Below are 22,643 nucleotides of genomic sequence, written 5' to 3' on the forward strand. Positions count from 1 at the left end.
TCACTTACAGGTTTAAAAATACAATTTTTATCTGTCTAAAGGAAAAAGGAACTACAGGATGTGGACATTAAAAAAATTAAACCTACCCTGGCAAGTCTTTAGGAATGCTCCTTAAAGCTTGTATCTTTGTTTTAAAATTTTAATTATGAGTGCTAAAGTAAGGGTGCGTTTTGCGCCAAGTCCTACAGGACCTCTTCATATTGGCGGTGTTAGAACTGCATTATATAACTATTTGTTTGCCAAGAAACACGATGGGGATTTTGTCCTTCGCATAGAAGATACGGATCAAAATCGTTATGTCGAAGGTGCAGAACAATATATAATTGATGCACTTAATTGGTGCGATATTCCTTTTGATGAGGGTCCCGGAAAAGAAGGTGATTTTGGTCCTTACCGCCAGAGTGAACGAAAAGATATTTATAAAGAATATGCAATTAAATTGGTAGACACCGGACATGCATATTATGCATTTGATAAAGCAGAAACTTTAGACAAACACAGAAAAGATCATGAGGCAAAAGGCAAAACCTTTATTTATAACTGGCATAACCGCCAAAAACTTGATAATTCCCTAGCGCTCTCGGAAGAAGAATTAAAGCTAAGGCTTGGTGCCGGTGAGGATTACGTTATCAGGTTTAAATCCCCAGAAAGTGAAATTCTGAACCTTCAGGATGAGATCCGGGGTAATATGGAAATCAATACGGAAATTCTCGACGATAAAGTACTCTTTAAAAGTGATGGAATGCCAACCTACCATTTGGCAAATATTGTTGATGATCATTTAATGGAAATTACTCATATCATCCGTGGGGAAGAATGGTTGCCTTCTTTAGCGCTGCATATTATGCTCTATAGGGCTTTTGGTTGGGAGGAACCAAAATTTGCTCATCTACCACTTATTCTAAAACCACAAGGTAAAGGAAAACTTAGCAAACGAGATGGGGACAAACTTGGCTTTCCTGTATTCCCCTTGGAATGGAAAGATCCCAAATCGGGTGAAATATCCGCAGGATACCGCGAAGAGGGATATTTCCCAGTAGCTGTTACCAATATGCTGGCTTTTTTAGGATGGAATCCAGGCACTGAACAGGAATTTTTCAATATTAAAGAATTAATCCAGGCTTTTGAAATCAAGCGGGTGCACAAAGGAGGAGCTAAGTTTGACCCTGAAAAAACAAAATGGTTTCAACAACACTATCTTCAGCAAGCAGATAATGCTTTTCTGGCAAAGGAATTTCAAATTATACTCCAGAAAAAAGGAATTAATTCAGATATTGAATATATCGAAAAGGTAGTTGGAATCGTAAAGGAACGTGCCACATTTGTAAAGGATATTTGGGATCAAGGTTATTATTTCTTTATTTCCCCTACTTCATATGATCCAAAAAATGCCAAAAAGTCTTGGAAAGTGGATTCTCCCGGAATCATGCAGGAGTTAAGCGAAATGCTAAAAGCTCAGGAGGATTTTTCAGCTTCCACACTTGAGGAAAGGGTTAAATCATGGATAAGTGCTAAAGACATAGGTTTTGGGAAAGTTATGCAACCTTTTCGCCTGGCTCTAGTTGGTGCTATGCAAGGAGCTGATCTTTTTATCATTGCTGAAAGTATCGGAAAAGAAGAAACCCTTAAAAGAATAAAAAAAGCTATTTCAACTCTCGGATAGGGAGTTAAATAATTTTAAAACCGGAAGAAAAGATTATTTCTTCCGGTTTTTTTATATCTAAACCGTAGAATATTATTTCCTATCTTGATAGCATTTAAAAAATATAATTTATGAATTACATATTACTTTCCGTTTTCTTGGTTTTTGGATTAGTAGTTTTATTATCGGGTATATTTATCGTCCGACAACAGTCTGCAGCCATAGTAGAACGCTTTGGAAAATTTCAAAGCATCCGTAATTCCGGATTGCATCTAAAAATTCCTATTATTGATAAAATCGCCGGTAGAATTAACTTAAAGGTGCAACAACTCGATGTACTTATTGAAACAAAAACCAAGGACAATGTATTTGTTAAATTAAAAATCTCCGTACAGTTTCAAGTGGTAAAATCAAACGTCTATGATGCTTTCTATAAACTTGAAAGTCCTTCAGATCAAATTACCTCCTATGTTTTTGATGTGGTAAGAGCTGAAGTTCCAAAAATGAGGCTAGATGATGTATTCGAAAGAAAAGATGATATTGCCATTGCTGTTAACAGAGAACTCAACCAGGCAATGCAGGATTATGGCTATGACATAATTAAAACGCTTGTAACAGACATTGACCCCGATGTGGAGGTAAAGGCTGCTATGAACCGAATAAATGCCGCAGAACGCGATAAAGTGGCTGCAGAATACGTTGCGGAAGCTGATAGGATTAAAATAGTGGCTAAAGCACGGGCCGAGGCAGAGAGCAAACGATTACAAGGCCAGGGAATTGCTGATCAGAGAAGGGAAATAGCCAGAGGATTAGAAGAAAGTGTGGATGTTTTAAATAACGTTGGTATAAACTCGCAAGAGGCTTCCGCCTTAATTGTCGTTACCCAGCATTATGATACGCTCCAGGCCATAGGTGAAGAAACCAATAGCAATCTTATTCTTTTACCGAATTCTCCCCAGGCAGGAAGCGATATGTTAAATAATATGGTGGCTTCCTTTTCTGCTTCAAATCAAATTGGTGAGGCGATGAAAAAACAAAATGAGCAGCAAGAACGAGAAAAAAAATTAAAAAAAAGCTCACCCAGAAATAAAACAGAGAATAAAAACAATCAAGAAGACTAACCTTTCAAAAAAACAGCGGTGTAAAGTAAAATGAAAGAAGCGATCATATTCGCAATAAACTTTCATCATTTACACCGCTGCTTGATTTATATATTAATCCTTAACAGTTGCAGTTACTCTTTTAAGTCCGGTTAGTTTCGTTACCGCTTTCAGGACCAGTGCTTTTTCGAGGATTGATCCTACTATACTTCCCGCAATTGAAATAGGAGAAAGACTTTTTTTGGCTTGTTCTATACTGAGTTTGATCTCCTCCTTATCTATTTCAGTCTGAAGTTTTAATATCTTTAAATCCCTATCTATATCTTTAAAAGAACTGTATTCTCTCATAAGTTAGTCATTAAAGAAGATTCTCGAGAATTTCTGTAGCATAAGTTTTTCAATTGGTCTTTTCCCAAATATTAATATCAGAAGGAATAAAAGAATATAAAATCCCGCTACAATAAAATACCCGGAACTTGGTGTTCCAATAGCTTCACTAATTGCAATAGCTATTGCAAATGAAAGTAAAAAAAAGGCTATAACGGTTATAGCACCCAAAATTAAGAACCTTACCAAGGAGGTGGCTCCACTCATCGCCTGCTTAAAGAATTTTAACTTATAATATTCAGAATTTGTATGGGCAAATGCCTGAAGATTCTGGTTTAATTCATCAAGACTGTTGGATAGTTTTTCGAATGCCATAAGCAATTTATACTACTGCTTTTTTTCCTTTAGTTTCAGCTTCCTCGCTTTTTGCGTCCTTTTGAAGCTTTGCGTTTTGCTTTCTCAGTTCTTCAAGTTTGGATTCCATAGCAGAAAGTATATCATCAGCTTTATGGCTTGCAGAGGAAAGAGTTTCACCTAAACGCTCTTCAAAATCCAATCGAGCTTTTTTAGCCTTTTCACTGAGATTGGAGGAAGTTTCATTGTATTTTTTATTAAAACGTTCCTGAGCTTTTTCAGACTCATCCTTAAGTCTTTTTCGGGTCTTTTCTCCACTCTCTGGAGCATATAATAAACCGATACCTGCACCAATAGCAGCTCCTGTAATAAGGGCTAAAAGTGTATTTCCTGTATTTGCCATAATAGTTTTTAGTTTAAATTATTTATACTTCTTCTCAAAGATACAAGATGCTAAGTAGCGCTGCTGTTAATAACCGGTTAATATGTTAATTTTCTTTACTAAAATATTCTTAAAGATACCAGCAAACCTTATTTCCTCTTAGCCCAGGAATCTCGCAGACTTACAGTTCGATTAAACACGGGGTTTCCCTCCGTAGAATCCTTATCAACACAAAAATATCCTATACGTTGAAACTGAAACTTATCCTGAACCCCGGCATTTTTCAAACTGGGTTCCAAATAACCCGTAATAATCTTCAGGGAATCCGGATTAATAAATTCCATAAAATCCTTTTCTTTATCAGCATCTGGAGCTTCCACTAGAAACAGCCTATCATAGAGCCTTATTTCAGCTGGTAGGGCATGTTTTACCGAGACCCAGTGCAAAGTTCCTTTTACTTTCCTAAGGGATTCTTCAGTACCACTGCCACTTTTACTCTTAGGATCATAGGTACAATGAATTTCTGTAATATTGCCTTCAGAATCTTTTACAACTTCTTCGCCTTTTATAATAAAGGCGTTTTTAAGTCGGACTTCTTTACCTAAAGTAAGTCTGAAAAATTTGCGGTTAGCACTTTCCTTAAAATCTTCTCTTTCAATAAATATTTCCCTGGAGAACGGTACTTCTCTTGTTCCCGCACTTTCATCTTCGGGATTATTTTCGGCGGTTAGCCATTCTTCTTTTCCCTCAGGATAATTAGTAATTATTACTTTTACCGGATCGAGAACACCCATAACTCTTGGTGCTGTCATATTAAGATCCTCTCTTGCATGAAATTCAAGATGGGCTACATCTATCATGTTCTCACGCTTCCCAACACCGATAGAATCGGCAAATTTTCTTATTGAATTAGGTGTATATCCCCTTCTTCTCAAACCAGAAATAGTGGGCATTCTTGGGTCATCCCATGAATTTACCACACCTTTTTCAACCAGTTGCATAAGTTTTCTTTTACTCACCACAGTATGGCTCAAATTACGTCGAGCAAATTCCCGTTGTTTGGGTTGCATTTCTCCAGGCTTACTTACTTTGTCCACAAACCAGTTATAGAGTTCACGATGAGGTAAAAACTCCAAAGTACAAAAGGAATGAGAAATTTGTTCTATAAAATCACTTTCTCCATGAGCCCAATCGTAAAGAGGATAAATCATCCAATTATTCCCCGTACGATGATGATTTTTATGTAAACACCTGTACATAACAGGATCTCTCATTATCATATTGGGTGAAGCCATATCTATCCTGGCCCGTAAAACATGTCCTTTCTCTGGGGTATCGCCATTTTTCATTTGCTCAAACAATTTCAGGTTCTCCTCTATAGTACGATCGCGATAGGGACTGTTTTTACCTGGTTCGGTAGGAGTTCCTTTTTGAGAGGCTATTTCTTCAGAAGTCTGACTATCAACATAGGCATAGCCATTTTTAATTAAATCTACTGCCCAGTCATACAGCTGTTGAAAATAATCTGAAGCATAACATTCTTCTGCCCATTTAAAACCTAACCAAAGAATATCCTCCTTTATAGCATCAACATATTCCTGTTCTTCCTTAATAGGATTAGTATCATCAAACCTAAGGTTTACCGGTGCCTTGTAGCGCTCCCCTAACCCAAAATTCAAACAGATGGAAGAAGCATGACCTATATGTAAGTAACCGTTAGGCTCGGGTGGAAACCTGAACTTTAAATCTTTTTGTGAATGTGTAGTTCTAAGATCTTCTTCTATAATTTGCTCAATGAAATTGAGTGACTTTTTTGTTTCTGACATAACCGACTCTTTAAAGGCCCAAAATTACTTAAAATAAGCTGAATCTGAGCTGCATTATCTATTTTGATTCTTTCCACTTCTTCAGGACTTCTTATCTTTGAAAAAAAAATTCAAGTGGGAAAAATTAAACTTAAAAATATTAAGATTTTTGCCTATCACGGTTGTCTGGATGAAGAGGGTAAAATTGGTAGTGATTACCGTGTAGATTTATGCGTTAAAGGAGATCTGTCTAATTCTGCCAAAACCGATTCCTTAGGTGATACTATAGATTATGTACATTTAAACCGAATTGTAAAAGAAGAAATGGCCAAACGGGCCAAACTACTGGAAACAGTTGCTGAAAGAATTTTAAACCGAATTCTTGAAGAAATTATTATGGTTCAAAAAGTTAAAGTGGATGTTTCTAAAATAAACCCCCCAATTGGTGGAAATGTTGCAATGGTCACCGTAAGCAGAAGTAAATCACGTTAATTTTTGGTTTTATAACCTAAAAATTTTATTACATTTGCCAACCCAATAATAGGGCATCGTGGCCGAGTGGCTAGGCAGAGGTCTGCAAAACCTTGTACAGCGGTTCGAATCCGCTCGATGCCTCTAAAAGCTCCTTAATCAAGGGGCTTTTTTATATCCTAAATTGAGAAGCAAAATAGTTATTTAGAAAGACTATCTTCAGGTGTAATTGTCTCTATCTGATCGGTAAAATTATTCACTTTACTGGGAAAAAGTCCTTGACCAATTAGTATTCCCCCGAAAATAATAAGTAGTACACTAATTCCCTTTTTCATGGCGTATATCCGATTAGGAGTGAGTTTTCGGTTAAGTTTTTTAGCTAGTAGAATTTTAAATATATCCAATATTAGATAGGTAGCCAGCACACTTCCGAAAAACACAAGAATACGATTACCTTCCATCTTTAATTTTGGACCGAAAACAATAATAAGACCAAGCCAGAAACCTAAAACACCAATATTTATAAAATTAAGAAGGAAACCTTTTATTGCCAGGCCCATGTAATCGCTTTTTTTAAGCTTTCGTATCTCTGGGGTTTCATCCTCCTGTTGCAAGACTTTTTTGGTTTGGATAAAACTCATTACCCCATAAGTTGCCAGAATTACCCCGCCAAAAATGAATAAGGCAGGATCATCTTTTATACTTGCGAGTAATTTTGTTGTACTTAAATAAGCGATAAAAAGAAAAACTACATCGGCGACTATCACACCTAAATCAAAAGAAAATGCTGCCCTGAATCCTTTAATAGCTGCAGTTTCCAGTAATACAAAAAACACTGGTCCCAGAAGAAAAGCCAGAAAAAAACCAAGAGGGATTGCTGCTAAGACATCTTGAAACATACACCTGTACTATATTACAAATGTAGGATTTTAGTTCTTTCTATTCACTTTACCGCCAAAAAGGGTGTCCTTATCAATAATTTCGGGGTTTCCATAAATATTAACAGTACCCCCTGCTCTAACCTTAGCATCCACTCTCTCGGAGGCGTTTATATCCGCCACCCCACCAGCACTAATACTTATGAAAATATTTTGAGATTCGAGATATCTAGCGTAATACTGACCGCCAGCTCTAATCTTAATATCCTGGACATCAGCCTTTCCTTTAACCTCAATCTCTCCACCCGTGAGACTTTTTATATTTAGATCACGGGCTTCGATTTCTGCATAAATCTTAGCACCTTCAGAGGCTTCCAGGCTAAGTTCTTCCGTGGTGTATAAGCTGGATAATTCTATTACTGAATTTTGTTTTGCATCTATATTGTTAAGATAAGTAAAGTAGAGATCAACTTCCGTATTATCCTCTTTCCAGATGTTATCGATATTCATTTTTATTTTTAAAATTCCGTTTTCATTCTCAAATTCAACCTCTCCACGTTTTGATCCAGTCACTATAGCTTTATTTTCATCAGAATAATGTAAATTTAGCCTAAGGCCATTGTATACCTTTACCTCTGAAAAACTCGCTAAATTATGACTTAGCTCTTCCTGTCCAAAGATTGGACTGGAACAAATAATGCTAAGAATAACAATTAACCTCTTCATCTTAAAATTTTTAAAATTAAGCTTCTTCTATCTCCTTTTTAGATCCCAGAAGTTTAAAATCAAGGTGTCTTTTAACTAAATCAGCATTTTTTACCCCTACGTAAACCTCATCCCCTAATTGATAGGTTTTTTTAGTTTTCCGACCTACAACTGCATAGTTTTCTTCATCGAATTCATAGTGATCATCTCTTAGATCCCTTAGCCGAATCATTCCTTCACATTTATTCTGGATAATTTCTACAAAAATCCCCCAGTCTGTAACTCCTGAAATAACTCCCAGAAATTCTTCATCATTATGGTCCTGCATAAACTTGACCTGCATATATTTTATTGAATCTCGTTCTGCATTTGTAGCAAGGTTTTCCATCTCACTACTATGATGGCATTTTTCGTCATATTCATCCTCTTTTGCAGAAGGCTGCTGGTCAAGATATCTTTGTAATAACCTATGGACCATTACATCTGGGTACCTACGGATTGGGGAGGTAAAATGGGTATAATAAGAAAATGCCAATCCGTAATGACCAATATTTTCTGTACCATAGTATGCTTTGCTCATTGTACGAATAGTAAGGGTATCTACAAGATTTTGTTCTTTGGTTCCCTGGACACTTTCCAATAAGTTATTAAGTGAGGAACTAACAGATTTCTTATCCCTAAGATTAAGTTTATGCCCAAATTTAGCAACCAGATTACTTAATGATGCAAGTTTTGAATCGTCAGGTTCGTCGTGACAACGATAAACAAATGTCTTCTTTTCCTTCTGTTTTCCTATAAATTCAGCCACTTTTCGATTGGCTAGCAACATAAATTCTTCAATGAGTTTATTAGCATCTTTAGAAGTTTTGAAGAAAACTCCCACTGGTTCATTGTGCTGATCCAACTCAAATTTAACTTCCACCTTATCAAAGGAAATAGCACCTTCCTTCATACGTTCGGCACGCATTTTTTTAGCCAGACTATTCATAAGATTAACGGCTTCAACAAGTTCAGTTTTTACCGTATAAGCCTTTTCCTGAATAGAAACCTCCTCAGGAATTTCCCCAGAACCAGTTTCAATTATATGCTGTGCTTCTTCATAAGAAAAACGAGCATCAGAATAGGTTACCGTTCTTCCAAACCATTGTTTTTTAATCTTTGTATTCTGATCGATTTCAAATACTGCTGAAAAGGTATATTTTTCTTCATTTGGTCTCAGGGAACAGGCATTGTTGGAAAGTACTTCCGGTAACATTGGAACCACACGGTCAACTAAATAGACAGAGGTAGCCCTTTCATAAGCCTCTTCATCGAGAATATTCCCAGGTTGCACGTAATGGGCCACATCGGCAATATGAATTCCTATTTCATAATTACCATTGTCCAGCTTTTGGAAACTCAGGGCATCATCAAAATCCTTGGCATCCTCTGGATCTATGGTAAAGGTTAAAACCTCCCGCATATCACGTCGGTTTTTGATTTCTTCATTTTTAATAGAAGTATCAATTTTATTAGCAAATTCCTCCACTTCTGGAGGAAAATCATGAGGTAAACCGTATTGGGCTAAAATAGAGTGAATTTCCGTATGGTGTTCTCCCGGTGTGCCAAGAACTTTATTAATCTTACCAAAGGGAGAATCAGCTTTTTCCGGCCATTCTTCAATTTCAACAACAACCTTATCTCCGTTTTTGGCCTCCCCGAGTTTATTCTTTTGAACAAATACATCGGTATACATTTTGGGATCATCAATAACTACAAAACCAAAATCTTTTTTAAGCTGAAGTACTCCTACAAATTCAGTACGCTTTCTTTTTAGAATTTTAGTTACTTCTCCTTCTGATTTTCTATTTCTCCTACGGTTATAAATATAAATTTCAACTTCGTCTCCATTAAAAGCAGTATTTAAATGGTTAGGGGATATAAAAACATCTTCATCAAGGTCCTCGACTACCACATAAGCATAGCCTTTAGTAGTCATATCAATAATTCCTCGGTAATAATCACGGTGATCATTTATTTTAAATTTACCACGCTCAACCTCTTCAATTTGTTTTTTAGCGGTTAATTGGGAAAGTTTTTTAATGATCTGGTTTCTACTATTGGCATCATTAACACCTAATTTCGCTGCAATTTGTTTATAATTAAAGGCTTGACCACCATTTTTCCGTAATATATCAGTAATGCTTTTGGCCAGGTTCCCTGGTACTTTGGCAGTATTTTTCTTCTTTTTATTCATGTGTTTTATTAAAAATATAAAATTACAGCTTATAAATCACATGCACATTTTTTGAACGTAAAGTTTTGTTAATGGCGAGTTGGATGGAATTTTTAGATTTATTTAACTGATTATCAGTGCGAGGGAAAACCCTTAATTTTAGGATCACATTTTAATTTTGTTATCATAATCTTAAAAATTACTTAAATTAGTTATAACCTAAAAGGAACATTGAAGGACTAAATTTGTTGTAATAATATGCTTAGAAATGTACAATCCTACCAAAATATCTCTTATGTTCTTCCTGATATTTTTTATCGGTGTATTTTTCTATGTAGGTCTTATCAATAAAACGCTGAATAAAAAAACCGAAATAGAAATTTATAACTTTTCTATTTCCCAAGAAGAAGTTTACACCAACCTTACTTTTAAGAAATAGTTTTTAAATATAAAGAAAACCCATACTTCTGTAGAAGCTTATTTTCTTTTAGCCATTTATAATTTAAAGTATTAATATATTGTTATACAAGGATTTATTGAAGAAAAAAGGATTTGTTTTATAAAAAGAATGAAACACTTGCGGGACTATTAGCGTTTTATTCCAATGGCCAGGGAGGAATTCAGTTATTAGTTCACCCAGAAGATTTTAGTAAAGCAAAAAAAGCTTATTGAAGACTTTTAAAAAACAAATCTTCATTTAAAACTAGTATAGTTATTAACCATATATATTATTATTATTTCTTTTTCTTTTTTAAAAAATTAAAAATGGATGTTATTATAGTATGTTAACTTGTAGAACAAATTTCCACCTTAAAATTTGATTTTTCAGTTAAGCTGATTTGATAACATCTTATTAACAGGTTTAATTTTTTATAAGTATCTGGCAATCTTATTATTTTAGGATTTTGTTAACAAACGTTAAAAGTAAAATTTTAATGATGAATGATAATAATATGGGATATCAACTTTGTTCACAACCTGTTTTTGAATGCTGATAACTTGAGAAGAAATAACCGGATAATAATTTGAAATATCCATCTTAAAATTGCTATTGGAATAATAATTAGAAACTCCAAAAAAGGTTCTCAGATTATCATCAAAGGTTATTCACATTCCCCTGTAAATATTAAAGCCTTGTAAATAAACACATTTTAAAAAGTAATTAACAATCTATTTAAGCGGGGTTAATAAGCGCTTTTTTTATCTTTGTTTCTCTAAAATATACAATTATGAAAATTGCAATTGGAAATGATCATGCAGGAACTCAGTATAAGAAAAAGGTAGTAGAACTCCTTAAGCAAAAAGGAATTGAAGTTATTAACTATGGTACTGATACCGATGAGAGTGTAGATTATCCTGATTTCATCCATCCTGTGGCTGATGATGTTGAAAACAAAAAGGTAGCCTTGGGAATTATTATTTGTGGAAGTGGGAATGGTGCAAATATGACAGCAAATAAACACCAGGGTGTTAGATCGGCGCTTTGTTGGAGCAGTGAGATAGCAAAACTTGCCCGCGAGCATAACAATGCAAACATATTAAGTATTCCTGCGAGGTTTGTTTCAGAAAACCAGGCCATGGATATGGTAAAGATTTTTCTTGAAACTGAATTTGAAGGAGGTCGTCACCAGAAAAGGATTGATAAAATTCCTGTTCAAAAGTAATTATATTGGGATAATATTTATTACACGCTAGGTTTGGAATAATATTCTCAATTATACAGCTAAAGGAGGTTTAAAAGACTATTTAAAACAAGATCAAATTTATAGAAAGAACTTTCAATTTAGTTCTTTCTTTTTTAGAACTCAATAAATATTGGAAATTCTAATAAGGACTTTTGAAGAATTGCATTTAGATCAACTTTATCAAATTCTTCAGCTCCGCTCTGAAGTTTTTGTAGTAGAGCAGAATTGCGTTTATCAGGATATTGATGGTAAAGACCAAAAGGCATTACATATTTTAGGTTATAAGGATGATGTACTTGTTGCTTATACCCGATGTTTTGATAAAGGAATTTATTTTGATGATGCCGCTATAGGCAGGGTTATCGTAAAAGAAAAATATAGAAAATACGGTTATGGCCATGAGATTCTTGAAGCCTCAATAAAAGCAATTAAAGAGCATTTTAAAACCCATAATATCACCCTTTCAGCGCAACAGTATCTTATTGATTTTTATGAGTCTCACGGTTTTAAAACCATCGGGGAAGGTTACCTAGAAGATGGGATACCACATATTGCCATGGTCAAAAATTAATTATTTTAAGATTTTCAAATATCGCTCGGAATTATTAAGGATTGCCAAGGATTCCATAATTTCAGGATTATGTTCTACATAATGTTCATATAAACCTTCCTTATAAAAATATCGTTTTATAATTTCATCGGTCAATAGACTTACTATTTCTGGTTTCTTATCTTTTAGTTCTTGTTTTTTTAAAACCTTAAGCCGTTCTGAAATATCTTTATAACTAGGCAGTATATTGGTCTGATAACCTTCATCTTTCGCTGCAATTAATACTTCCTCCAATTCTTTTTCTGTCCTGGTCTGGTAATTGAAATTTATCTTATCAAGAAAATTGCTGAAGTCCCTGAAATCATTATCAGTAAATCTGAAATCCTCAGGCTTTTCCAAATCATGAGTGTAATAATAATTTGTAGCGAAATCAAAAATAGCATCCTCCATTAATAATGCATTGGTAATAGCGCTGTATTCTGAAGTTTCCAGTTTAACATCAGGAAGAATTCCACCCCCGTCAAAAACCTTTCTACCGTTTCGGGTTTTGAACTCATTATATTCGTTAATCTTTACAGCCTCTCCTTTTTCATCTCTGCTTCTATAATCTAAAGCTTGAATGCATCTTCCACTAGGTGTATAATACCGGGAAATAGTTACCTTTAGTTGGGTCCCGTAAGCTAATTCTTTCGGCCTTTGTACCAGCCCTTTTCCAAAGCTTCTGGCACCAACCACCACTCCCCTGTCGAGATCCTGTATGGCGCCTGCCACGATTTCACTTGCAGAGGCGCTTCTACCGTTTAGGATAACCACAAGGGGTATTTGGGTATCCAGAGGTTCATTTTGTGTAAAATATTGTTTATTATATTTTTCTATTACCGATTTTGTAGTGGTAATTAACTCTCCTTTCTGTATAAAAATATTACTAACATTTATCGCTTCGCCTAAAAGTCCACCGGGATTTCCCCTGAGATCCAAAATAATTTTTTCTGCACCCTGGTTTTTTAAATCTTTAAGTGCCCTGGAAGTTTCAGCATATGCTCTGGCATTAAACCGAGATAATACGATATATCCAGTATTGTTCTCCAGGAGTTTGTAAAATGGAACAGCCTTTAGATCAACAGCTCCCCGAACCAAACTAGTGGTTTTAGTTTCGCCCCGACGATTAAAGGTTATTTTAAGCCTGGAATTAGCTGCACCATTTAAAAGTTCTCTTGCATCTTCTTTAAAATCTGAAACCTTTATATTACCAATTTGGATTATTTCATCTCCAGCTTTTAAACCTGCCTTATCAGCAGGATAATCTTTATATGGTTCAATTACCTTAATGTATTCCGGGTTAGCATTTACCAAAGCACCAATTCCAGTATATTCTCCTGATTTATTGATTTTGGCAGCTTCAACATCCTGTTCGTTCCAATAATTGGTATAGGGATCCAAATCTGAGAGCATAGCTTGTATGGCTGTATCCATGAGTTCTGCAGGATTGGTCTCATCAACATAATTCATATTTATCTCCTTAAAAAGCGTTGTGAAAATCTCAATCTGCTTGGCTATTTCAAAGAAATCTGACTTAAAACCAAGCGTGCTGAAAATAAGTCCGGTTCCCAGTATTAGGATACCTGCTCTTTTTAAAATATTCATTTTCATATCAAATTATTTTAAGATCGCCGGGGAGATTTTTTATTTTTCCTCTTCAAGAAAGTTTTGAAGAAGTTTTATCATTGTGCGATTTAAGCTTTTGTAATCAGGTTTTTCCCTGGAAATATAAATAAACATAAAAGCATAAGAACCTGATAGATTGTTGGTTACAAGATACTTATTTTTTCTGAAAACCTCACGCATAAGACGTTTGATCCTGTTTCGCTTCGGAGCAGTTTTAACCAGTTTTTTAGGTACTGAAATTCCGGTTTTTAATTGCGCAACATCTGTGGCGTTAATCGGGATATAAACAAGTTTTAAAGGAAATTTTTTTATCGATTTTCCTTCGATAAAAAGTTTTTCTATCAGCCTTTTACTTTTTAATTTATCCTGTTTTCCAAAACGCTCGTCCATATTCCAAAAGTAAGGATAGGATTTATTCTGAATTACATGAACTGATAAATTATTTTTTTAATAATAAAAAAAGCCCTTCGATTAGGAAGGGCTTTGAATCTAAATAACTGGATTTTATTCCTTTTCAGATTCCTCTGAGGGATAAACATTATTGTTTCTATCTACATCGGCCATAAGATGGGTGTCATCAATTTCAATGCTTTTGATTTCACTTTTAGGTCTATTTATCTTTAACTCATAGGTAGGATAGGCCCAGGCCCAGTCTTTTTCCTGAACCCAATTCTCTGTTTCAGGTTCTTTCTCCCATCGCATCATTTGTAGAGGGATATAATGAATCTGTTGCTCTCCATCTGTATAGTTTATACTCAATTCAATAGGCATTGGCATTTGGCCATTTCTTTGCAAAATGATTTTAGTGGAATTTTCATCGACTTCTTCAACATTTTTAACAGCGTAGTCTATACGATTGGTAGTTTGGGTCCAATCCATTAAATACCAGTCAAGTTCAGCACCGGAAACCTTTTCGGCAACACGAATAAAATCATTTGGTGTCGGATGCTTAAATTTCCAGTCCTTATAGTATCTCTTAAGAGTTTTATCTAGATTTTCTTTTCCTATTACGTAACCTAACTGGGCTAGAAATACGGCACCTTTAGAATATGCTGAAGCACCATAGGCAGCATTGCGTGAGTAGCGGTCCGCATGGGTGGTTTGCGGTTGTTCGATTCCTGAATTTGCAAGCTGAAGGTATCCGCGGTAAGAACCCGTATGTGGATTTTCTGCATTGGTCTGCATAACGCGATTCATCGCTACACTGGAAATGTAGGAGGTAAAACCTTCGTCCATCCATTCATGTTTGCTTTCATTGGTGGCCATAAGATGCTGAAACCAGGCGTGAGCTAACTCGTGAGCCGTTACCCCTACCAAGCTCTGGAATTTTCTCTCTCCGGTTATTAAGGTAAGCATGGCATATTCCATACCTCCATCACCTCCCTGGGCAACAGTATATTGATCCCACGGGTAGGGTCCAATCTTTTCATTAAAAAACATTAATAATTCTTCTGTTTTAGACTGAAGGTTTTTCCAGTTTTCTTTAATTTCTTCATTGTCTTTGTAGAAAAAATGAAGTTCAGTACCATCTTCGGCTATTCTTGTATCGTGAATATATTCAGGATCTGCAGCCCAGGAAAAATCATGAACTTTGGGAGCAACAAAGTGCCAGGTATGGGTATCCTCTTGAGTATCTACTTCTTCTTCACTATAACCATGCCCTATTTCATCAGCATTCTGGAGGTATCCGGTTGCGGCTACCGTGTAATTTTTATCAATAGTGAGTTTAACATCGAAATCACCCCATACTCCGTGAAATTCCCGACCGATATAAGGATCAGCGTGCCAACCTTCAAAATCATATTCGGCTAATTTAGGATACCATTGGGTCATAGAGAGGGCAATATCTTCAGAACTGTTTCTTCCTGATCTTCTGATCTGTTGAGGAACCTGCCCGTTAAATTCCATTTTAAAAACGGTTTTTTCTCCAGGAAGGATAGGCTCCGAAAGGTTTACCTCTAGGATTGTTCCAACTTCTTCATAATTAAGGTTTATACCATTTTGAGTCAGACTAGATACTTTTAAAAAACCTTGTTGTTCAGGAGCTAATTTTGAAATTCGGTCTCCAACCCTTCTATCCGGATCCTGGATAGTTCTTGAACGTACGTCCATTTCGCTACCCGGTTGAAAGGCATTGAAAAACAGGTGATAAAACACCCGGTTCAAAGTATCGGGAGAATTATTGGTATATTCGAGTTCCTGGGTTCCGCTATATTGGAAGTTTTCAACATTCATATTTACTTCCATCTTGTAGTCAACATGTTGTTGCCAGTAAGCAGTATTGTTCTGGCTAAACATTAAAGAGGTTGCTAATAGGGTTAAACTTAGAAATATTTTCTTCATAAAATTGTCTATTTAGTTTGTGATGCTAATATTAAGGCGTTATAAAGGTTTACCATTTTTCCTGATACAGAAAGCTCATTAAATTGTTGAGTATTGCTACCCTCTTCTCCAACTAATACGCTGGTTTTAGTACTAATTCCACTATCCATAATAATTTGTTTTACCTGAGCAGCGGATAGTTTGGGATAAAATGATCGTATTAATGCTGCTACCCCGGAAACGGCTGGTGCTGCCATAGAGGTCCCCTGCATATATTCATATTCATTATTGGGCGTGGTAGACCATATCTTTGTTCCTGGAGCAAACACATCTACATTTAATTTTCCATAATTGGAAAAACCAGCTACTAACCGGGATCCATAATCAAAATTGAGAGCCCCAACACTTAAAACATTATTAGAAATCTCGTCAGGGTTTTCAGGAGTCTGATCATTGGGATAAACTCTTTTTTCATCAAGATTTATGCCTTCATTCCCGGCTGCATTTACGATAAGTACATCGTTTTTAGCAGCATATTGTATGGCTTCTTCTACCCATTCTGGATTAGGGGAAAAGTACTTACCAAAACTGGTATTGATAATTTTAGCACCATTATCCACGGCATACCGAATTCCTAGAGCGATATCTTTATCATATTCGTCACCATCTGGTACAGCTCTTATCACCATTATTTCTACATTATTAGCGATACCTTTTATTCCAATGTCATTTTCCCGGTTGGCAGCGATAATTCCGGCTACATGAGTACCGTGTTTTGCATCTTCCTTTTTTGGATCCGGACCAGCAACTTTATTATTTCCGTAATCGGTATCATTTATATTATAAGGATCGTCTCCTACCGGTGACCTTCCATCCAATTCAAGATTAAAATGAGTATCAATCCTTCCAGCATAATATTCAATGGCTTCATCGAGTTCTTCCAAGGCCTCTGGAATGTTTTCATTAACATTATCCTGAATTTGGAGTAACATAGCCTTATATTGAGTCAATTGTTGATCTGTGGTTTCCAATGCTCTTAACTCTTCATTGGTATAATCTTCCTTCCCAAGTTGAGAGGATACAGCCGCATGGGCGGCTACCAGTTGTTTTTTAATGGCTTCATACTGGTTTTTATTCTGAAGGGTTTCGTTATATTCCTTTTCGTATTCAGCCTTTGCTTCCTGGTAGTATATATATTCAGCCCGATCTGCCGTACTAATAGAACTGGCTGGTTTTCCTTCATATTTAGGACCAAGCCTTTTCATAATACGCGTATATTCCATATTTTCCTCCACGGCATCACCCAGGAAGTTCCAACCGTGAATATCGTCGATGTAGCCATTTTTATCATCATCTTTTCCATTGTTGGGAATTTCATCACGATTAACCCAAACCACACTTCGCAAATCTTCATGAGCAATGTCTACCCCGCTATCTAACACTGCTACTATAACTTTTTGACCCTCATTGTTTTTAATGATTTCCTGGTAAGCTCGATTTACGCTCATTCCAGGGATAGTATCGGACATTAGATCTGCACCGCCCCAACCTTTTAATTCAGTTTCAGACAGGTCAGTAATTTTTAATGGGATAGAATCAATATTAGCAATTGGTGTAGAGATTATTTTTGGTGCCGTACTGCTACATCCTGTAATTAATACGGCACTTGCCATTATAAGTACCTGTTGTAAAAAAGGTATTTTCATAGTTTTTTAATTAAAAAGTTCGTTAAAAGTAAAAGTTTCATTTAGTCTAACACCTTTTTCGGTGTTTTTAAGTGTGATGATTTCATTGTGGGCATCGTGTTCCAGGAAAAGATAGAAATTTTCATTGGCAGCCTGCTTGAGGAATCTATCTTTTTCGGATAAGGTGAGCAATGGACGGGTATCATAGCCCATTACGTAAGGTAAAGGAATATGTCCTGCTGTAGGAAGAAGATCCGCCATAAAAACCAGGGTTTTCTCTTTATAAGATATATGTGGAATCATCTGTTTATCAGTATGACCGTCTACAAATAATACATCAAATGGAAAGTTATTACACTGTTTATATCTTTCAGAATCTTTTCTCTCCAGAAAATGAAGTTGCCCACTTTGTTCCATGGGAATAATATTTTCTTTTAAAAATGAAGCTTTTTCCCGGGCATTTGGTTGGGTCGCCCACAACCAGTGCTCTTTATTACTCCAGAATTGAGCGTTTTTGAAAGCGGGTTCGTAACCCGTGCGGTCTTTATTCCATTGTATACTCCCTCCACAATGGTCAAAATGTAGGTGGGTCATAAAAACATCAGTAATATCATCTCGGTGAAAACCATATTTTTTAAGGGATTTATCAATAGAATGATCTCCCCAGCGATAATAATAACTGAAGAATTTTTCACTTTGCTTTTCGCCCATTCCTGTATCGATAAGTATAAGTCTGTCTTCATCCTCAATTAAGAGACAACGAGCAGCCATATCAATCATATTATTTTCATCGGCAGGATTTGTTCGGTTCCAAAGGGTTTTGGGAACAACCCCAAACATGGCACCACCATCTAGTTTGAAATTTCCGGATTCTATAGGATATAATTTCATAAATATTGATTTTTTCCCCTGCAAATTACTAAAAGCATCATACATGATTAAGCAATAAGTAAACCAGGGAATATTTTTTAACAGGAAATTCAGAATTCAGGAGAGATATAGCACCTTTTCTCCTGGAAGAATAATATCATTGTAATGAAATGGACGCTTCTGACCTTCAGTATTAATAATAACTACAGGTAGAAAATCAGCCTTTTTTTGCTGATGCGCTTTAACCCATTCCCGGGTAGTTATCTCTTCTTCTACCTCTTGTTGAATTTCTTGAAAATTGCCCGAGAATATTCGATTTGACCAGGGTTCGAGTTCGGTTTTATCCGCAAACATCGAGGTAGCATCAACCTTATCCAGAAGCTCTACATCGGCGCCGTTTTCATTGGGAGAAACCAATACAATCTTATTGGGAATAAAAAATGCATCATCAGCAAGTTGAGCCGCAAGTAGATTTATTTCACTATTTCCTGTAAGACCTATAAAGGTGCCTTTTTCTAAGGCTTTAGCATCTTCCATTGTTTCCTCCTTAAGAATATTGCCATGGATAGCCTTAAAACCTTGTTTTTTAGCCTCTGCAATAAGCTCCCGGTTTCCATCTATGATCACCATCTCTTGGTCTCCCTTTAATTTACTGGCCACAAACAGACCCAGAGGATTTGCACCCAGAATAATATATCCCGACTTTGATTCCTGGGTAACAAGTTCACCCCTATTTCTAAGCCATTTTGTTGTCCAGGTTAACATAACCGGCACGCTTAAAGTGGTGAAAATCGCCATAAAAACCAGGATGGAAAAGATCTCTGAAGTTATGATCCCCATTTGCAAGCCAATTCCCGCAATAATAATCTCTACGGCACCTCTCCCGTTCATTCCTGTTCCCACAGTTATTCCCTCTCTCCAGCCATAACCACTGGGAAGATAAAACACGGCGGTACCCACTATTTTACCAACCATGGCTACAGCAGTAACCACAATTAGCATCCAAAGATCAGTTTGGAACACTTCTAAGGTAACATTGAATCCGGCGGAGACAAAGAAAATAGGAGCAAGAAACCCCACTGAGACATCGTGGAATATATGATTGATATCTTTAGAAATCTGGCGTTGGAAAACACCATCTCTAATAAATAAACCAGCCATAAAAGCCCCTAGAATACTATGGAGACCTGCAAGTTCAGCGAGTTCAGAAAAGCCTAATACAATAATTAATATAAGAGTGAAATGCAGGGTACGGCTGGTAATATTGGCTTTATAAAGATATTTTCCAAGCAGTGGCAGAAGATAAATTCCAGCAAGGGCAGTAAAGATAAAGAATAGGATAGCTTTGCCCGCAACCCAGGTTAACCCCAAGCTATCAATACTTCCGGCGTCCACATAACTAATTATTCCGGCAAAGATCACAAGGGCAAGAGTATCCGAAATAAGAGCTCCAGCCATTAATACATAAGCTATACGGGTATTGAGTAATTTAAGATCAACCAGGATTCGACTTTTGGTTGCCAAAGAGGTTACTCCAACAGCGATAGCTACAAATATTGCCGCCATTTGTGTGCCGCCGAAGAAAATGATCGTATAATAACCCAATATAAAAGGCACAATGAATCCTCCAACTGCAGCAAGTAATCCTGCCCAGGATGCTTTACCCAGATCCCTGAAGTTGATTTCCATCCCTATGTATACCATCAGAAGAATAATACCAACTTCTGCCAAAACATTGATCATCTCTGAGGTTTCTAGCAGACCGAATAGCGCAGGACCCAGAAGAATTCCTATTAAAAGTTCACCTAGAATAGCAGGATAACCAATTTTCTTGGCTAAAGAACCACCTATCCATGCACTTGAGAGTATGATTAAAAGATTAAGGATATTTAATTCTTCCATAGCGTCTAGCTGTTTTTAACTTTTAAATGACCTACAAAATATTAATTATTTTTAACCTAAAATTTAATATTTCAACTTGAATGCAATTAAAAATGATTAAAAGCAGTTTTTCTTTTAATAAAACGAGAAAATTCCTCAAATTCATTTTTAAATCGGGTTATTTTTGTAAATAGCAATATTCCGCTTAAATAAATGAAGCATGTTAGAACTTGCAAGTCTTGTTATACTTGGAATTTTGGCTCAATGGTTGGCCTGGAAAATTAAAACCCCTGCAATTCTCCCTTTAATTCTTATAGGGCTTTTAGTTGGTCCTATTTCTACATTTTTTACAGAGGATGGTACAAAGTGGCTGGAACCCATTTGGAATGGCAGTGAAGGCGTGTTTCCTGGAGAAAGTTTGTTTTATTTTGTATCCCTTGCGATTTCAATTATCCTTTTTGAAGGTGGGTTAACCTTACGTAAGAGTGAAATAGGAAATATTGGTCCTGTTATTTTAAAGCTCATTAGTGTTGGAACCCTCGTTACTTTTGTAGGGGCCGGTTTGGCTGCACATTTTATATTTGGTTTAACCTGGCAAATCTCCTTTCTTTTCTCAGCGCTGATTATTGTCACCGGGCCGACTGTAATTTCACCTATTTTAAGAAATATTCCGCTGAAAAAACATGTTTCCTCTATCCTCAAGTGGGAAGGAATTCTTATAGATCCCATCGGTGCTCTTATTTCTGTTTTGATGTTTGAATTTATAAGGGTAGAAGGAGGCCAGGATTTTACCCAAACTGCTCTGATAGAATTTGGAAAAATTTTGCTATTCGGATTCACTTTTGGATTTACTTTCGCCAATCTCCTGGCTTTTCTTATCAAAAAAAATGTTATCCCTCATTATCTCCTAAATGTATTTATCCTGGCAACGGTTTTGGGGGTTTTTGTACTGGCTGATACTTTTGCTCATGAAAGTGGATTACTGGCTGTGGTTATAATGGGAATGGTCATGGGAAACAAAAAGCTTCCCAATATTAAAGAACTTCTTTATTTCAAGGAATCATTAAGTGTTTTGCTAATTTCAATTCTTTTCATTCTTCTTGCTGCTAACATCGAAATGGAGGAAATGCTATTGGTGTATAACTGGCAATCGCTTATTCTTTTTGGGATAGTGGTTTTGCTTGTAAGACCTTTAGGGGTAATTCTAAGTTCATTGGGATCTGGCCTTAAGGTAAATGAAATTTCCTTTATTAGCTGGGTAGGTCCACGTGGTATTGTTGCTGCAGGGATCGCTTCGCTCTTTGGTCTTAGGCTGGCCCGAGAAGGAATAGAAGATGCCGAATATATAACGCCTCTGGTATTTATGATTGTGCTCTTTTCTGTGCTACTGAATGCTGCTACGGCGAGGTTTTTTGCAAAAATAGTTGGGGTCTTTATTAAGGAATCTGAAGGAATATTAATTATCGGGGCCTCTTCTATTGCAAGGTTAATTGGAAAATACCTGCAGGATAACAAACGTCATGTGGTTTTACTCGATAGTAACAGGGATAATGTAAAAAAAGCGAAAGGTCTTGGACTGGATGCTATTGAAGGTAGCGTTTACGAGGATAATCTTCTAAATAACATTGAGTTAAATGATATCGGATATTTAATGGCAATGACTGGCAATAGTGATATCAATAAAACAGCAATTAATAAATTCAAAAAGCAGTTTGGAGAAAATGGTTCTTTTAGAGTAATTACTTCAGATGAGATGACTAACCCTGAACTCAATCCAGAAGAGGGGCTGTTTTCTCATACCGATGATTATATCAAGCTTACTGAACTCGCCAGAGAATACCCGGAAATCCATGAAAAAGAGCTCAATAGTAAAGAACATTATGAAGGACTGATCGAAATTACTAAATCGAATCCGGAAATAGTTCCTGTATTTGTGAAGAACAAAGAGGGCAAATTTACCATTATCCCTTCCAACAGTTCACAAGTTGAAATCGAAGAAGGTTTCGCACTGGTTTATCTTGGTAAAGTATTGGAAAGTGAACAAAATGCAGGAAAGAATACCAAAGAGGAACCGGCTACTTCATAAAATCCACCTCCAGTGAACAA

19 protein-coding genes and 1 tRNA gene are annotated in these 22,643 nt (G+C 36.2%); 7 read left to right on the forward strand and 13 right to left on the reverse strand.

Translation table 11 applies throughout. From position 1 onward, the window contains the following. Positions 1-145 precede the first annotated feature (145 nt). The gene (gene gltX / locus ACW6NC_RS12645) at positions 146-1,663 is read left to right on the forward strand and encodes a glutamate--tRNA ligase (protein ID WP_457866535.1); all 1,518 of its coding nucleotides are present in this window, start codon (positions 146-148) and stop codon (positions 1,661-1,663) included. Positions 1,664-1,773: 110 nt separating this feature from the next. Next, positions 1,774-2,763 (forward strand): SPFH domain-containing protein, encoded by a 990-nt coding sequence (locus tag ACW6NC_RS12650; RefSeq protein WP_457866536.1) that lies wholly within the window; start codon positions 1,774-1,776, stop codon positions 2,761-2,763. A gap of 93 nt (positions 2,764-2,856) precedes the next feature. Here the strand turns inward: ACW6NC_RS12650 and ACW6NC_RS12655 are convergent, their stop codons facing one another. The 4 genes from ACW6NC_RS12655 to ACW6NC_RS12670 all read right to left on the reverse strand — a co-directional run bounded on the left by ACW6NC_RS12655 (position 2,857) and on the right by ACW6NC_RS12670 (position 5,631). Then, entirely contained in the window at positions 2,857-3,090 is a 234-nt protein-coding gene (locus ACW6NC_RS12655) for a DUF6327 family protein (RefSeq protein ID WP_457866537.1), read from the reverse strand. Positions 3,091-3,093: 3 nt separating this feature from the next. Continuing rightward, positions 3,094-3,444 (reverse strand): phage holin family protein, encoded by a 351-nt coding sequence (locus tag ACW6NC_RS12660; RefSeq protein WP_457866538.1) that lies wholly within the window; start codon positions 3,442-3,444, stop codon positions 3,094-3,096. Between the two features lie 7 nt (positions 3,445-3,451). Then, complete coding sequence (locus ACW6NC_RS12665) at positions 3,452-3,826, reverse strand: YtxH domain-containing protein (RefSeq protein WP_457866540.1); 375 nt, start codon at positions 3,824-3,826, stop codon at positions 3,452-3,454. 128 nt (positions 3,827-3,954) lie between these two features. Next, a complete protein-coding gene (locus ACW6NC_RS12670) occupies positions 3,955-5,631 on the reverse strand; it encodes a glutamine--tRNA ligase/YqeY domain fusion protein (protein ID WP_457866541.1) in 1,677 nt (558 codons plus the stop codon). 114 nt (positions 5,632-5,745) lie between these two features. On the opposite strand from ACW6NC_RS12670, the gene folB reads away from it, so the two are divergent. Continuing rightward, positions 5,746-6,102 carry a dihydroneopterin aldolase gene (folB, locus tag ACW6NC_RS12675; RefSeq protein WP_457866543.1) on the forward strand — a complete coding sequence of 119 codons (357 nt, stop codon included), beginning with the start codon at positions 5,746-5,748 and terminating at the stop codon, positions 6,100-6,102. A gap of 52 nt (positions 6,103-6,154) precedes the next feature. Then, a tRNA-Cys gene (locus ACW6NC_RS12680) sits at positions 6,155-6,225 on the forward strand. Positions 6,226-6,281: 56 nt separating this feature from the next. Here ACW6NC_RS12680 and ACW6NC_RS12685 read toward each other — a convergent pair. From ACW6NC_RS12685 to rnr, 3 genes are read right to left on the reverse strand one after another with little or no spacing between them, the layout of a single operon-like run. Beyond that, positions 6,282-6,980 (reverse strand): LysE family translocator, encoded by a 699-nt coding sequence (locus ACW6NC_RS12685; protein ID WP_457866545.1) that lies wholly within the window; start codon positions 6,978-6,980, stop codon positions 6,282-6,284. Positions 6,981-7,010: 30 nt separating this feature from the next. After that, positions 7,011-7,685 carry a head GIN domain-containing protein gene (locus tag ACW6NC_RS12690; protein ID WP_457866546.1) on the reverse strand — a complete coding sequence of 225 codons (675 nt, stop codon included), beginning with the start codon at positions 7,683-7,685 and terminating at the stop codon, positions 7,011-7,013. A gap of 16 nt (positions 7,686-7,701) precedes the next feature. Further along, positions 7,702-9,900, reverse strand: coding sequence for a ribonuclease R (gene rnr, locus ACW6NC_RS12695; protein WP_457866548.1), 2,199 nt, complete (start codon positions 9,898-9,900; stop codon positions 7,702-7,704). 1,208 nt (positions 9,901-11,108) lie between these two features. Here rnr and rpiB point away from each other — a divergent pair. Both rpiB and ACW6NC_RS12705 read left to right on the forward strand, forming a co-directional pair. Further along, entirely contained in the window at positions 11,109-11,543 is a 435-nt protein-coding gene (gene rpiB, locus ACW6NC_RS12700) for a ribose 5-phosphate isomerase B (RefSeq protein WP_457866550.1), read from the forward strand. Positions 11,544-11,694: 151 nt separating this feature from the next. Next, a complete protein-coding gene (locus tag ACW6NC_RS12705; protein ID WP_457866551.1) occupies positions 11,695-12,135 on the forward strand; it encodes a GNAT family N-acetyltransferase in 441 nt (146 codons plus the stop codon). Here the strand turns inward: ACW6NC_RS12705 and ACW6NC_RS12710 are convergent, their stop codons facing one another. The 6 genes from ACW6NC_RS12710 to ACW6NC_RS12735 all read right to left on the reverse strand — a co-directional run bounded on the left by ACW6NC_RS12710 (position 12,136) and on the right by ACW6NC_RS12735 (position 20,558). Beyond that, positions 12,136-13,764, reverse strand: coding sequence for a S41 family peptidase (locus ACW6NC_RS12710; protein WP_457866553.1), 1,629 nt, complete (start codon positions 13,762-13,764; stop codon positions 12,136-12,138). Positions 13,765-13,797: 33 nt separating this feature from the next. After that, positions 13,798-14,169: a ribonuclease P protein component gene (gene rnpA / locus ACW6NC_RS12715; RefSeq protein WP_457866555.1), complete on the reverse strand. Its 372-nt coding sequence runs from the start codon at positions 14,167-14,169 to the stop codon at positions 13,798-13,800. Between the two features lie 114 nt (positions 14,170-14,283). Then, a complete protein-coding gene (locus ACW6NC_RS12720; protein ID WP_457866556.1) occupies positions 14,284-16,122 on the reverse strand; it encodes a M1 family metallopeptidase in 1,839 nt (612 codons plus the stop codon). 8 nt (positions 16,123-16,130) lie between these two features. Next, entirely contained in the window at positions 16,131-17,807 is a 1,677-nt protein-coding gene (locus ACW6NC_RS12725; RefSeq protein WP_457866557.1) for a S8 family serine peptidase, read from the reverse strand. A 6-nt stretch (positions 17,808-17,813) separates the two neighbouring features. Continuing rightward, positions 17,814-18,677, reverse strand: a complete 864-nt coding sequence (locus tag ACW6NC_RS12730) for an MBL fold metallo-hydrolase (RefSeq protein WP_457866559.1) — start codon at positions 18,675-18,677, stop codon at positions 17,814-17,816. A 96-nt stretch (positions 18,678-18,773) separates the two neighbouring features. Further along, positions 18,774-20,558: a cation:proton antiporter gene (locus tag ACW6NC_RS12735; protein WP_457866560.1), complete on the reverse strand. Its 1,785-nt coding sequence runs from the start codon at positions 20,556-20,558 to the stop codon at positions 18,774-18,776. A 199-nt stretch (positions 20,559-20,757) separates the two neighbouring features. On the opposite strand from ACW6NC_RS12735, the gene ACW6NC_RS12740 reads away from it, so the two are divergent. Continuing rightward, complete coding sequence (locus ACW6NC_RS12740; protein WP_457866561.1) at positions 20,758-22,623, forward strand: cation:proton antiporter; 1,866 nt, start codon at positions 20,758-20,760, stop codon at positions 22,621-22,623. Positions 22,624-22,643 lie beyond the last annotated feature (20 nt).

The sequence above is a fragment of the Salegentibacter profundi genome (assembly GCF_054121475.1).

What these genes read in the sequence shown, in the direction of transcription:
- gltX (WP_457866535.1), top strand. Translation starts at nt 146, where the DNA reads ATGAGTGCTAAAGTAAGGGTGCGTTTTGCGCCAAGTCCTACAGGACCT.
- ACW6NC_RS12650 (WP_457866536.1), top strand. Translation starts at nt 1,774, where the DNA reads ATGAATTACATATTACTTTCCGTTTTCTTGGTTTTTGGATTAGTAGTT.
- ACW6NC_RS12655 (WP_457866537.1), bottom strand. Translation starts at nt 3,090, where the DNA reads ATGAGAGAATACAGTTCTTTTAAAGATATAGATAGGGATTTAAAGATA.
- ACW6NC_RS12660 (WP_457866538.1), bottom strand. Translation starts at nt 3,444, where the DNA reads ATGGCATTCGAAAAACTATCCAACAGTCTTGATGAATTAAACCAGAAT.
- ACW6NC_RS12665 (WP_457866540.1), bottom strand. Translation starts at nt 3,826, where the DNA reads ATGGCAAATACAGGAAATACACTTTTAGCCCTTATTACAGGAGCTGCT.
- ACW6NC_RS12670 (WP_457866541.1), bottom strand. Translation starts at nt 5,631, where the DNA reads ATGTCAGAAACAAAAAAGTCACTCAATTTCATTGAGCAAATTATAGAA.
- ACW6NC_RS12685 (WP_457866545.1), bottom strand. Translation starts at nt 6,980, where the DNA reads ATGTTTCAAGATGTCTTAGCAGCAATCCCTCTTGGTTTTTTTCTGGCT.
- ACW6NC_RS12690 (WP_457866546.1), bottom strand. Translation starts at nt 7,685, where the DNA reads ATGAAGAGGTTAATTGTTATTCTTAGCATTATTTGTTCCAGTCCAATC.
- rnr (WP_457866548.1), bottom strand. Translation starts at nt 9,900, where the DNA reads ATGAATAAAAAGAAGAAAAATACTGCCAAAGTACCAGGGAACCTGGCC.
- rpiB (WP_457866550.1), top strand. Translation starts at nt 11,109, where the DNA reads ATGAAAATTGCAATTGGAAATGATCATGCAGGAACTCAGTATAAGAAA.
- ACW6NC_RS12710 (WP_457866553.1), bottom strand. Translation starts at nt 13,764, where the DNA reads ATGAAAATGAATATTTTAAAAAGAGCAGGTATCCTAATACTGGGAACC.
- rnpA (WP_457866555.1), bottom strand. Translation starts at nt 14,169, where the DNA reads ATGGACGAGCGTTTTGGAAAACAGGATAAATTAAAAAGTAAAAGGCTG.
- ACW6NC_RS12720 (WP_457866556.1), bottom strand. Translation starts at nt 16,122, where the DNA reads ATGAAGAAAATATTTCTAAGTTTAACCCTATTAGCAACCTCTTTAATG.
- ACW6NC_RS12725 (WP_457866557.1), bottom strand. Translation starts at nt 17,807, where the DNA reads ATGAAAATACCTTTTTTACAACAGGTACTTATAATGGCAAGTGCCGTA.
- ACW6NC_RS12730 (WP_457866559.1), bottom strand. Translation starts at nt 18,677, where the DNA reads ATGAAATTATATCCTATAGAATCCGGAAATTTCAAACTAGATGGTGGT.
- ACW6NC_RS12735 (WP_457866560.1), bottom strand. Translation starts at nt 20,558, where the DNA reads ATGGAAGAATTAAATATCCTTAATCTTTTAATCATACTCTCAAGTGCA.
- ACW6NC_RS12740 (WP_457866561.1), top strand. Translation starts at nt 20,758, where the DNA reads ATGTTAGAACTTGCAAGTCTTGTTATACTTGGAATTTTGGCTCAATGG.